The following is a 12,617-nucleotide window of genomic DNA, read 5'->3' on the forward strand; positions in this document are numbered from 1 at the left end:
GCTCGCCAACCAGGCGAACCAGGCGGTGCTGCGGCTGTTCTGATCGATCACCCTCCTCGCGGCCCACGGGCCGCGCACACATCGACGAGCGGCGGGGCGAAAGCCCCGCCGTTTCGCGTTTTCGGTCGGCACGTGCACGACATTCTCGTTTCGGCTGCGCCCGGGCTCCACCGCGGCCGCGCGCGCCGACCCGGCATACGGGCTTTTCCGTACGCGCTTCCTCCGCGAGGGTGCTGCCGGTAATTCCTCGAGAAAGGATGAAGAAACGGCCCGCGCGCCGCAACAGTGCCAACGTCGTTATCGGATCGTTAAGGAACTCGCCCTACCGTTATGGTTAACGGCACGCGAATCGCGCGCGATAGGACAGCGCCGGGCGTCGCCGAACGTATTTTCGACGGAGAGGCACTCCAATGTCGTCCAACATCACCTTGTCCGCCGGCGTCCGCCAGAACCTGCTCTCGCTGCAGAACACGGCCGACCTGATGGCGACGACCCAGAACCGGCTCGCGACCGGCAAGAAGGTCAACTCCGCGCTCGACAACCCGTCGAACTTCTTCACCTCGCAGTCGCTCGGCGACCGGGCGGGCGACCTCAACTCGCTGCTCGACTCTATCGGCCAGGCGATCAAGACCATCGAGGCGGCGAACAACGGCATCACCTCGCTGACCAAGCTGGTGCAGTCGGCCAAGTCGATCGCCCAGCAGGCCCGCTCGGCGACCGCGCCCACCATCACCTACGACGCGCTCAACGTCACCGGCTCGATCCCGACCGAGACGATCGCCACCACCACCGCGGTCGGACCCAACGACCTGCAGGCGAAGCCGGTGAATCTCTCCTTCACCAACGACGCCGAGATCCTCGGCACGGTGACCGGCACCGCCGACGTTTCGGGCGGCCCCGGCGGCCCCGGTGCCGCCGGCGTCGTGCAGATCCGGGTCGTCTCGGGCGGCGTCGCGAAAACCTTCGACGTCAATCTGGCCGGCACGGAAGCCGACTTCAACGCCACCAAGGCGGTGTTCGACGCCACCACCTCCGGCACCCCCGGCGACACGCTCGACAACTACGTCACCATCGCCAACGACGGCTCGGGTCATCTGGAGCTGACGGCAGCCAACGCCGACGTCGACTTCTCGATCAGCGCCGCCGGCTCGGGCTCGACCGCCGCCACCCTGACCGCGGTCGGCTTCACCGCCGGCGCCCACGACTCGACCAGCCTGTTCGACAACATCGTCGCTCAGGGCGGCGCGCAGGGCTCGACCTTCGCCTTGAGCATCACCGGGCAGGACACCCAGACGGTGACCTTCGGCACCGGCGCCGGGCAGATCTCGACGCTCGCCGAGTTCAACGGCTGGCTCAACACCCACCGCGGCGCCGCCACCGCCTCGATCTCCGGCACCACCTTCGCCATGAGCCTCGGCGCCGGCACCGACCAGGCGATCGGCATCACCGCGAGCGACGTCGGCGTCGCCGCCGCGCTCGGCCTGGACGCCGCGACCGCCAACTACAATTTCGGCACCGGCGCGCGCGGCGGCATGGGCACGGCGCTCACGAAGAGCTTCAACAGCGAGCTGACGCTGGCCGAGATCGACAACTCGTTGGCCAACGGCACCAACATCTCCTTGACGATCGACGCCAACGACGGCAATGGCGGCCAGACCCAGACGGTCGGCCTCGCCGGCACCGACAATCTCGACGACGTGATCGCCAAGCTGAAGGGCAACGCGACGATCGCCGCCAATCTCGACATCACCAACGTCGCCGGCAAGATGACCATCACGGCGAAGACGGCGGACGTCGACTTCAACATCGCGTCCGGCACCGCCACCACCGCGCTCAACCTCACCCCCGGGCAGTACAACTCGACCAGCCTGCTCGACCAGATCGTCGCCGGCGCCTCGGGCGGCGCCGAGGGCGACACGCTGACGGTGGCGGCGAACGGCGGCTTCGCCCAGACCATCACCTTCGGCAAGGGCACCGGCCAGGTCTCGACCCGCGCCGAGTTCACCCAGGCGCTCGCCAACCTGTCCGGCGTCACCGCCTCGGTGGCCGGCAACGCCTACTCGATCCAGGTCGCGCAGGGCACCAGCCAGACCACGCTGACGATCGGCGGCTCGACCAACACGCTGGCGAAACTCGGCACCAGCGCCCAGACCAAGACCGGCACCAAGCACGAGGGCGCCAACAACGCCACCCGCGAGAGCTTGCAGAAGGACTACAACGACGTCCTGATGCAGATCGACAACCTGTCGAAGGACGCCTCCTACAACGGCATCAACCTCCTGAACGGCGATCAGCTGAAGATCACCTTCAACGAGCGCGGCACCAGCAACCTGACGGTCGAGGGCGTCACCTACATCGCCTCCAATCTCGGGCTCAACCAGCAGAACGGCAACTCCTTCCAGGACAATTCGCAGGTCGATCAGATCATCGACGCGATCAACAACGCGCTGACCACGCTGCGCACCCAGGCCTCGAAGTTCGGTGCCAACCTGTCGACGGTGCAGACCCGTCAGGACTTCACCAAGAACATGGTGAACACCCTGCAGACCGGCGCCGACAGCCTGGTGCTCGCCGACTCGAACGAGGAAGGCGCCAACATGCTGGCCCTGCAGACCCGCCAGCAGCTTTCCACCACGGCCCTGTCGCTCGCCAACCAGGCGAACCAGGCGGTGCTGCGGCTGTTCGGCTGATCCCTCTTCCCGGGCGGGCGGCGGCGTCGAAGCCCCGCTCGCCCCTCTCCGACCGCCGAGGCGGCGCGCGCCGCGACCGCGCGCCTCCGGCGCACCGGCCCGGACACTGCAATCGACCCGGCAGCGCCATCGACCCGGCATCGCCATCGACGCCCACCCGGCTCCGGCCGGCCCGGACCGGCCGCCCATGCCGATACCGCCGATCGCGCGGTCCGCATCAAGCAAGTCTTAACACCGAAAACATACAACGGATCAGGATCGTAAGGACGATCGGGCGAGCGGGAGCCTCCTCAGATGCACAGTGCGGCACAAGCGTACGGAATGGTGGCGCAGCAGATCGCGAATCCCCGCGAGCTGGAAGCCCGCCTGCTGCTGAAGGCGGCCGCCCGCCTGCAGCGCCTGAAGGACGGCTGGGACACCGACCGCGCCGACCTCACCGACGCGCTGCTCTACAACCGCAAGCTCTGGACGATCTTCCTCACCTCGGTGACGAGCCCGGACCATCAGCTCCCGGCGGCGATCCGCCAGAACGTCGCCAATCTCGGCCTGTTCGTGATGAACCACACGCTCGAGATGTCGCGCGAGCCGCGGGCCGAGGCGCTGACCTCGCTGATCAACATCAATCGCGAGATCGCGGCCGGCCTGCTCGGGCAGCCCTGACGCCTTTCGACCTCTCCCAGCCCGCGAGCGCCCTCTCGGCGCCCGCGGTCTTGCGCGCGCTCGCGCGCGATCGGCGGCCGTGACCGGGTACCCTGAACCGGTACCCTCGAACCCGCGGCCGCTGCCGGGTACCCGGCGTTCGTGATCCGATGCCCGGCACCCGTGATCCGATGGCCGTGGCGCGGCCGCCGCAGGTCGCGAAAATGCCCGTGGCGCAGCGATTTCCCGCTCCGCGCGAGGCCCTCGTTAACGCTTCCTTAAGCGCTATGGTTAACGATCTTGCGAACGCGAAGGAGATCGCCATGACACTGAAGGTCGAGCTCAAACCCGGCGAACGCATCATTCTCGGCGACTGCGTGATCACCAACACCGACCAGCGCGCCCGCCTGCTGATCGAGGGCGAGACGCCGATCCTGCGCGAGAAGGACATCCTGACGGCCGAGACGGCCGACACGCCGGCCAAGCGCATCTATCTGGCGATCCAGCTGATGTACACCTCGCGGGACGGCCGCGCCTATCACGAGGTGTATTTCAAGCTGGTCAGCGACATCCTCAAGGCGGCGCCGAGCACCTGGCCGATGATCGAGAGCATCAACGACCACATCCTCGCCGGCGAGATGTACAAGGCGCTGAAGATCGCGAAGAAGCTGATCGCCTACGAGGCCGAGCTGGTCGATCAGGCGCTGCGGCAGGCGCGCGGCGCGGCGCTCCAGTCGGCCTGATACGCGCGGCCGAATCGTGCGATCTCCTTCCGAGGGGCCGCCGAGGGGCCGCCTCGACGGACGGGCCGGGAGCGTGCCCGCGCACGACCGCGCCGGCACCCGCACCCTCGTTCATCGAAGTCCGGGCCGTGAGGCGTGCTGCCCCGGTCGCGGCCGAGCACGGGCGCCATCGGAACGCGACCGATGTCGGGGCCCATCTCGGGGCCCATCTCGGGGCCGACGTCTTGCGGTCGCTCCGCATGATACGGAAAGACAGGGCGCACGGGTTCCGGGCTCGCGCCTTCGGCCGGCCCGGAACGACCGAACAGCCTGTCATACTGGTTCCAGCTGAACGGCTCGGGGTCTCACCCTCTCCCGTGGGGAGCGGGTCGGCGAGCACAGCTCGCCGGGCCAAGGGGCGTAGCCGCTGATAATTTGCTCGAGGTTCCCCTTGGCCGGACCGCTTCGCGGTCCGACCTCTCCCCGGCGGGGAGAGGTGAAGGCCGTGCCGTGACCGATGGTCCGAACCGATCGTTCGGAAACGGTATCATACCCACGGCGACAGAGTTCGACCTCGTCCTGAGGAGCACTCCGCAGGAGTGTGTCTCGAAGGACGAAGGCACCGAGCGGGCCTCATCCTTCGAGACGGCCGCTTCGCGGCCCCTCAGGATGAGGTCCTAGTCTCTCGCCGCTGGTATCAGAGATAATTCACCAGATTGAGCTTGGAGAGCAGCGCGGTGGTCTGCAGCGAGGCCGTCAGGCTGGTCTGCAGCGCCAGGATCGTCGCCGCGGTCTCCTCCATCGGCACGCCCTCGATGCTCTCCAGGAGGCCGGTGAGCGTCGCCGTGGTCTGCGTGTGGCGCTGCTTGGTGGAGGCGATCGCGGTCTGTGCGTTGGCGAGGTCGGAGGTGACGTCCTTGATCTTCTGGACGCCCTGCTGATCGCCGAGATTCGACTGCATGCGCTCCATCAGCGCGGCGTAGCGGCCCTGCCCGTTGGTGTCGGCCGGATCGAACTGCATCGCCGCCATCGCCGCGACATTGGCGAGCGGAATGCGGAACGCCTGCTCGTTCGCCCGCAGCCCGTAGGAGACGGAGATCTGGGTGTCGATCTTGGCGGCGGCGGTCGAGCGCGCCGAGGTCGAGCCGGCCTCGCCGGTGTACCACGACAGCGTGTCGGTCGCGGTGGCGTCACGCAGCGCGGTCGCGCTGTCGAACGGCGGGCCGTCGACCCGCTGCACCGGATGCGCGGCATCGGCGTTGAAGAACTCGTTCGAGGCCTGCACCGCGGAGGCCGCCGACAGCGAGGTCTGGGCCAGCGTGCGCACATTGTCGCCGAGCGCGGTGTGCAGGTTGGCGAGCGTCTCGCCTTGGGTGGTGCCGATCGCGAAGGTGCCCTTCTCGGTCGCCGGCGCGACGATGGTGCCGGTGCGGTTGCCGGCGGCGAAGCCGAGCCCGTCGAGGGTGGCCGAATCGCCGCCCATGGTCACCACGTCGCCGTGGCTGGCGGTCAGCACCACCTGCCCGTCGACCACCGAGGCGACGATGCCGCCGTTGCCGGCCACCGCCGCCGACAGCGCGTTGTTGATCTTCGAGGCGGCCGAGTTCGCGGTGTCGTTCGGCACCAGCCCGTCGATCGTGACGGCGACGCCGCCGTTGAGCCCCGGCGCCTGCACGGTGATCGACCCCGGCGTGAAGCCCAGCGTGTTGCTCGGCCCGGTGAAGCCGCCCGCCCCTTCGAGGCTCTTGGCGGTGGTCACCGCGGTCAGCACCATGTGCTCGGTGGTGCCGTCCGGCAGATCGAAGCTGAAGGTGACGGTGTCGCCGTCCTTCGGCAGGGTGGCGCCGAGATCGATCGACATTTCGGGCGGCGAGCCGGCCGGCTGCGTCAGGGTCGCCCCCGACACGGTGGTGGCGAGCGCGTTCAGCTTGAAGCCGAACACCGAGCCGGCGACGTCCTCGCCGATCGAGACGACGTTGGTCGGCGTCGACGAGGTGCCGGCGAGGCCGAAGGTGGCGGGCGCCACCGTGCCGCCGACCGTGATCGCGCCGGTGGAGGAGGCCGCCGTGACGGTGAGATTGCCGTTCGACGGATCGACCGTCGCGGTGCCGCCGGTGAGGCCAGAGAGTGCGGCGTTGAGCTGGCCGATCGAGGCGATCTGGCCGGCGCCGGTGCCGAACGTCACCGACACGGAGCTCGAGCCGATCGAGACGGACAGGGTTTGGCCGGCGGTCACCGCGCCCTGCGTGATCAGGTTGCTCGGGCCGGCGGTGCCGACCGACAGGCCGAGATCGGTCAACAGTGCCGGGCTCGAGCCCGCGCCGACATCGACCGACACCGAGGCGTCGGCACCCGTGAGCACCAGATGGCCGCCACCGTCGAGCGAGGCCGCAACCTTCGGCGTGCCGGCCGGGGCCGCGTCCATCGCCGTGTTGATCGCGTCGCGGATGGTCGCCGCGTCGTCGCCGGCCTGGACCGCGACCGCGACGCCGTTGATCTCCAGCGTACCGTTGGCGCCGGCGGTGTAGGCGGTGAGATCGTTGCCGCCGGTCGTCACGGCGAGCACGTCGGGCGAAAGCGACGCACCCGAGCCGGTGAGGCCCGCAGTCGTCGAGGAGGTCGCCGGGATCACCAGCCGGCCGAGCCCGCTCGCGCCGATGTCCGCCTGGTTGCGCTCGCCGATCAGCTTGATCAGGCCGGCCTGGGTGCCGACGCCATTGAGAATCTCGTTGGTGTTCCGCACCGCCGGCTGATCGGGGCTGAGGCCGGAGAAGATGTACTGGTCGCCGAACTGGGTGTTGAGCGCGCCGAGCATGCGGTCGAGCTGGCCCTGGGCGGTGATCTGATCCTGCGTGCGGCCGCCCTGGCTGATCACGAACTGCGATTTCGGCGCGGCGTTCTTGATGGTGCGGGCGGCATCGTCGAGATCGGTCAGCGCGAGCTGCGCGAGATCGAGCCGGCTGCTGATCTTGGTGATCGAATCGCCGTAGGCGCCGACCGCCGACAGGTTGCTGCGCAGGCCGACCGTGAGCCCGCGGTCGAGGCCGATGCCGGCATAATTGTCCGAGCGCTTCTGGGTGCCGAGCTGGCGCTGGAGATCGTCGAGCTGCCGGCGCATCGACACCAGCCGCTCGACCTGCAGCATGCTCTGTGTCCCGAGTCCCTGGATGGTCATGGCGATCACATCTTCATGAGGGTCTGCAGCATCTCATTGACGACGGTGAACACGCGGGCATTGGCGCCATAGGCGGTCTGCAGCGTGAGCAGCGTCGTCATCTCCTTGTCGACGTTCACCGCCGAGCCTTCGTTGAGGCGCTGCTGCAGCGCGTCGACGACCATGCTCTGCCCGTCGGAGAGCCGCTTCGCATCGGCGGCGGCGGCGCCCTGCTGGCTCATCACCTGCCGCAGGTAGCTCGGCAGCGAGCCGGAGAACGGCGTGTCGGTCGAGCCGATCCCGGTCGCGGGCGAGAACGCCTGCGTGTCGGTGGTCAGCCGGTCGAGCAGGAAGTTCGCGCGGGTCTTGTCGCCCTGCGGCACCCCGGTGTCGTAGACGACGAGCTTGCTCGGGTCCTCGAGCAGCGCGGCGTTGACGGTGATCCGCCCGGCATAGCCGGTGGTCTGGCTGGTGTTCTCGCCCGGCGCGCCGCTGTAGACCCGGGTGCCGTCCATGAAGAACGGCAGCGTCGTGGTGCCGCCGGCGACCGCCGTCGTGGTGGTGGTGACGGAGGCTGCGGAAATGTCGGAGGTGGCGGCCGCGCCGTCGTCGAGAATGCGCAGCGTGGTGCCGGACGGGTTGGAGAACTCCACCGCCGGGCCGAGGGCCGCGTTCATCTGGGTGATCGCGTTCGCGAGACCGCTCGAGAAGTCGATGCCGATCACCTGGTCGTTCGGATCGGGTGTCAGGGTGTTCGACAGCGGCAGCGCGTTCGGGTCGTCGACCCGCACCAGCGTCGCGGTGTGGGTGGCGCCGGTGCCGTTGTCGATCCAGCTCACCTTCACCGAGTTGCCGGCCTGAAGCCCGGCGACGTCGACGTCGAAGCCCGCCTGGGCGCCCGAGGTCACCGCGGTGCCGTCGGTCGTCACGTCCGACAGCGCGCGCGACATCGCCGCAGCGAACTCGTCGAGCTGGCGCTGCGCCTCCGGCAGCACCTCGTCTCGCATCTCGAGATAGGCGGCGATCTGGCCGGAGCGGAACGCGCCGCCCGCCACCAGATCCATGGTCGAGCCGTTGCGGTTGAGCAGCGAGATGGTGCCGACCTGGCGCTGGCTCGGATCGCCCGACCACTCCGCCTGCGCGCTCATCATGCCGCGCTCGTCGAAGGTGAGCTGCGCCGCCTGCGAGCCGACCAGCTGGATGCCGGAATTGGTGTAGACCGACACCATGTCGTTGTCGCCGTCCATCACCCGCACGTCCATCAGCGTCGCCAGCTGATCGAGATAATAGTCGCGCTGGTCGAGCAGCGAGGCGCGCGCGGTGTCGTGGCCGGTCGAGGCGGACAGCTTGGTGTTGATCTGGGCGAGGCCGGTGAGGCACTCGTTGGCGCTGGTCACGCAGTCGGCGAGCCCCTGCTCGGCATTGAGCCGCATGTCCTGGATGCTCGACGACGTGCTGTTGAGCTGCTGCGCCAGCGCCTGCGCGGTGCTCAGCACGTTGGTGCGCGCCGAATAGTCGGACGGGCTGACGGTCAGGGCCTGCAGCGAGGTCGAGAAGTCGTTGTAGAGCGATTCCAGCGCGGTCGACGAGTTGGGGTCGCCATAGAGGCCCTGCAGGCGCTGATAGAACTGGGTGCGCAGGCTCGCATAGGCGCCGCCGGAGGATTCGCTGCGGAGCTGGCGCTGGACGAACTGGTCGAGCGTGCGGTCGACGCTCGACACCCGCACGCTGATCAAGTCGCCGCCCGCGGTGATGGCCGAGGTCTCGACGTGCTTCGAGGTGTAGCCGGGCGTCTGCGCATTGGCGACGTTGGCGGCGACGATCGACAGTCCGGTCTGGGCGGCGCGCAATCCGGCCGCCGCGGTTCCGAGCGCCTGGGTGAGACTCATGACCTATTCTCCGGCGAGCTGCGATCGCTACCGCAGCATGCTCAACAAGCTCTGCACCATGTCGTTGCTGGTCGAGATCACCCGCGTATTGGCCGAGTAGGCCTGCTGGGTGACGATCAGCTTGGTGAACTCGTCGGCGATGTCGGTGTTCGACGATTCGAGCGAGCCACCGACGATGCCGCCGGCATTGCCGTAGATCGGCGGGCCGGAGCCGTCGGTCGCCTCGAAGGCGCCGCCGTCGAGCTTCTTCAGGTAGTTCGGCCCGCTGAAATTGGCGAGCGACACCTCGTAGAGATCGATCGAGCGGCCGTTCGAGTAGGAGCCGACCACCCGGCCTTTCTCGTTCACCGACACCGATTGCAGGGCGCCGGCCGCATAGCCGTTCTGCTGGATCGCGTTGACCTGCACCGTGCCGTTGGCGTCGGCGTACTGCGTCAGGCCGCCACTGCCGAACCGCACCTTGACGTCGCCGAGCACCACGTTGTCGACGGTGACGCCGGTGAGGTCGAGCGACTCGACCGGCGGCGAGTTGGTCATCTTGCCGTCGGCGCCGAAGGTGAAGTCGGTGCCGACGTTCACCCAGGCCGGATCGGCGGCGCCGGGATTGGTGTTGACCTGATAGAACAGGTTCCAGGTGTCGGTGCCGCCGTTCGCGGCGCTGTCGGTCTTGGCCCAACGCAGCTGCAGCGACACCGCGACGCCGGTCTCGTTGTAGGCGGTGACGGCGCCGCCGCCGACCGACTGCTCGATGAAGGTGCCGGATTCCGCCCCGGTCACGCCGGTCGCGATGGCGGCATAATCGGCCGGGTTCAGCAGCTCGGAATTGGCGACCTTCGGATTGTAGGTCTTGGTGAAGGGCACCTGCGGAAGATTGGCGCGGTAGTCGATCAGCGAGGTGCGCTGCGCCTCGAGGAAGTCGTTGGAGATGCGCATCACCTCCGGCACGCTGCCGGTGACGTTGCCCGAGGCCGGGTCGACCTTGAGGCCCATCAGATAGTAGCCGGCGCCGTTGACCAGATAACCGTCCTTGTTCGGCTGGAAGTCGCCGCGCCGGGTGTACTGGTTGACGCCGCTGAACACCGCGTTGTTGTCGACCACGCTGGTCGGCTTCATCACGGCGAAGTAGCCCTCGCCGTTCACCGCCATGAAGGTGCCGACCGAGCTGCCCTGGATGTCGCCCTGCACGGTGTTGGTGCCGCGCGAGGAGGCCATCACGCTGCCCGCCACCTGGCGCGCGGGCTGCGCGTCCTGGATCATGTCGGCGAAGCTGGTGTCGGTGCGCTTGTAGGCGACCGTCTGCGAGTTGGCGATGTTGCCCGAAATGTTCTGCAATGCGAACGACTGCGCCTGCATTCCGGCGACGGCGGTGCTCAACGCCCCGAAGATACCCATTCTCGTCTCCAGCTCGACCAGCGGTCGTCGTACTCTTGCGACCGCACTTCGCAGAGCAGGCAGCAAGCCGCGTGCCGGAGAAAAAGCCGAATGGATTCAGTGAGGCAAACGCCGAAATCCGGGCGCGCGGCGGGCGCGTCCGGGCAAAACTGGCCGGTCTCGGCAAAAGCTGCCGCGCGTGGCATGGCCGGCGAGGACGATCGTCCACGCCGCCGCCTGCCGACCGGCACATCCCTGAAACGCACGGAGCCGGCAAACCGGGCGCACTTTTTCGCCCGAGCCCGGCGGGTCGTGCAGCCGGCACCGGCACCGGCGACGGCACCGGCGTCCGCACCCGCGGCGGAGGTGTCCTGCCACGGCATCGCCCGCCCCAGTGGCGACGCCCGGCCGGATTCGCCGAATCGCCCCCCGTCAAGCGCATTCGCCCGACCTCGAAACGACAAATTTTTCGGGCGGTGATCTTCGAGGAAACCGCCGGCGCGGGGGTCGCGCCGACCGGCCGTTTGCGCTATTCCGCGCCTCCCGAGCTTCGTGCCGCGTTCCGATGGCGGGCTCGCGTCGACCCAGACAAGAACCGTTCACCAGAGACCGCCGACGCCATGGCCGTGGATTCCCTCGCCCGCAAGATCGCCGCCCCCGACCGCGCCGCGACCTTTCGCGCGCCGCCCCACAATATCGAGGTGGAGCAGGCCTTGCTCGGCGCCATCCTGGTGAACAACGATGCGTTCTACCGGGTCTCCGACTTCCTGGAGCCGGCCCATTTCTTCGAGCCGATCCATGCGAAGATCTACGAGCTGATCGCCAGCCTGGTGCGCGCCGGCAAGACCGCCACCCCGGTGACGCTGAAGACCTTCCTGCCGGCCGATCTCGACGTCGCCGGGCTGACGGGAAGCCAGTACCTCGCGCGGCTGGCCGCCGAGGCCACCGCCGTGATCAACGCGATGGACTACGGCCGCACCATCTACGACCTCGCGCTGCGCCGCGCGCTGATCGGCATCGGCGAGGAGGTGGTCAACGAGGCCTACGACTCGCCGGTCGATTCGAGCCCGCGCGACCAGATCGAGGCGGCCGAGAAGAGCCTCTACGAGCTGGCCGAGAACGGCCGCTACGACGGCGGCTTCCAGCGCTTCGCCGACGCCCTGACGGCGGCGGTCGACATGGCGGCGGAGGCCTATCAGCGCGACGGCTCGCTGTCCGGCATCGCCAGCGGCCTGAAGGACCTCGACCGCATGATGGGCGGGCTGCAGCGCTCCGACCTCGTGATCATCGCCGGCCGCCCCGGCATGGGAAAGACCGCGTTCGCCACCAACCTCGCCTACAACATCGCGAAGGCGTGGGAGGGCGGGGTGCGCCCGGACGGGCGGATCGAATCGACCAATGGTGGCATCGTCGGCTTCTTCTCGCTCGAAATGTCGGCCGAGCAGCTCGCCACCCGTATCCTCGCCGAGCAGACCGAGATCGCCTCCTACAAGATCCGCCGCGGCGAGATCGAGCCGGCCGACTTCGACCGCCTCGCCGAGACGGCGCGCGAGATGGAGACGATCCCGCTCTATATCGACGAGACCGGCGGCCTCTCGATCGCCCAGCTCGCGGCCCGCGCCCGCCGGCTCAAGCGCCAGCGCGGCCTCGACCTTCTGGTGATCGACTACATCCAGCTGTTGTCGGGCTCCTCCAAGCGGGCGTCGGAGGGGCGCGTCCAGGAGATCACCGAGATCACGACCAACCTCAAGGCGCTGGCAAAAGAGCTGGCGGTGCCGATCCTCGCCCTCTCCCAGCTCTCCCGCCAGGTCGAGAGCCGCGACGACAAGCGCCCCCAGCTCTCGGATCTCCGTGAATCGGGCTCGATCGAGCAGGACGCCGACGTCGTGCTGTTCGTCTTCCGCGAGGAGTACTACCTGAAGAACCGCGAGCCGCGCCCCAACACGGAAGAGTTCTTCAAGTGGCAGGAGGAGATGGACCGGGTGCACGGCAAGGCCGAGGTGATCATCGGCAAGCAGCGCCACGGCCCGACCGGCACCGTGCAGCTGCAGTTCAAGGCCGAGGTGACCCGCTTCTCCGACCTCGCCGACGAGGACAAGCTGCCCGCCCGCATGGAGGACTGAGGAGTCTCGCCTCCGGCGAAGAAGCGATA

Annotated in this window: 7 protein-coding genes; 4 read left to right on the forward strand and 3 right to left on the reverse strand. The window is 68.4% G+C overall.

Annotated elements, in window-relative coordinates:
* Positions 1-410 precede the first annotated feature (410 nt).
* The 3 genes from A33M_RS25105 to flbT all read left to right on the forward strand — a co-directional run bounded on the left by A33M_RS25105 (position 411) and on the right by flbT (position 4,072).
* Positions 411-2,690 (forward strand): flagellin N-terminal helical domain-containing protein, encoded by a 2,280-nt coding sequence (locus A33M_RS25105; protein WP_008390978.1) that lies wholly within the window; start codon positions 411-413, stop codon positions 2,688-2,690.
* Positions 2,691-2,984: 294 nt separating this feature from the next.
* Entirely contained in the window at positions 2,985-3,350 is a 366-nt protein-coding gene (flaF, locus tag A33M_RS19640; RefSeq protein ID WP_040622001.1) for a flagellar biosynthesis regulator FlaF, read from the forward strand.
* A 302-nt stretch (positions 3,351-3,652) separates the two neighbouring features.
* Complete coding sequence (gene flbT, locus A33M_RS19645) at positions 3,653-4,072, forward strand: flagellar biosynthesis repressor FlbT (protein WP_008390982.1); 420 nt, start codon at positions 3,653-3,655, stop codon at positions 4,070-4,072.
* A gap of 676 nt (positions 4,073-4,748) precedes the next feature.
* Here the strand turns inward: flbT and A33M_RS19650 are convergent.
* From A33M_RS19650 to A33M_RS19660, 3 genes are read right to left on the reverse strand one after another with little or no spacing between them, the layout of a single operon-like run.
* Complete coding sequence (locus A33M_RS19650) at positions 4,749-7,226, reverse strand: flagellin hook IN motif-containing protein (RefSeq protein ID WP_157223580.1); 2,478 nt, start codon at positions 7,224-7,226, stop codon at positions 4,749-4,751.
* Positions 7,227-7,231: 5 nt separating this feature from the next.
* Positions 7,232-9,094, reverse strand: coding sequence for a flagellar hook-associated protein FlgK (flgK, locus tag A33M_RS19655; RefSeq protein WP_008390987.1), 1,863 nt, complete (start codon positions 9,092-9,094; stop codon positions 7,232-7,234).
* 27 nt (positions 9,095-9,121) lie between these two features.
* Positions 9,122-10,486: a flagellar hook protein FlgE gene (locus A33M_RS19660; protein ID WP_008390989.1), complete on the reverse strand. Its 1,365-nt coding sequence runs from the start codon at positions 10,484-10,486 to the stop codon at positions 9,122-9,124.
* 599 nt (positions 10,487-11,085) lie between these two features.
* Here A33M_RS19660 and A33M_RS19665 point away from each other — a divergent pair.
* Entirely contained in the window at positions 11,086-12,588 is a 1,503-nt protein-coding gene (locus A33M_RS19665) for a replicative DNA helicase (protein ID WP_040622008.1), read from the forward strand.
* Positions 12,589-12,617 lie beyond the last annotated feature (29 nt).

Source organism: Rhodovulum sp. PH10 (assembly GCF_000293785.1).
Taxonomy (GTDB): Bacteria; Pseudomonadota; Alphaproteobacteria; order Rhizobiales; family Xanthobacteraceae; genus Rhodoplanes.

Coding starts and splice junctions, on each gene's coding strand:
- A33M_RS19660 (WP_008390989.1), bottom strand. CDS start 10,486: ATGGGTATCTTCGGGGCGTTGAGCACCGCCGTCGCCGGAATGCAGGCG.
- flbT (WP_008390982.1), top strand. CDS start 3,653: ATGACACTGAAGGTCGAGCTCAAACCCGGCGAACGCATCATTCTCGGC.
- A33M_RS19665 (WP_040622008.1), top strand. CDS start 11,086: ATGGCCGTGGATTCCCTCGCCCGCAAGATCGCCGCCCCCGACCGCGCC.
- flaF (WP_040622001.1), top strand. CDS start 2,985: ATGCACAGTGCGGCACAAGCGTACGGAATGGTGGCGCAGCAGATCGCG.
- A33M_RS19650 (WP_157223580.1), bottom strand. CDS start 7,226: ATGACCATCCAGGGACTCGGGACACAGAGCATGCTGCAGGTCGAGCGG.
- flgK (WP_008390987.1), bottom strand. CDS start 9,094: ATGAGTCTCACCCAGGCGCTCGGAACCGCGGCGGCCGGATTGCGCGCC.
- A33M_RS25105 (WP_008390978.1), top strand. CDS start 411: ATGTCGTCCAACATCACCTTGTCCGCCGGCGTCCGCCAGAACCTGCTC.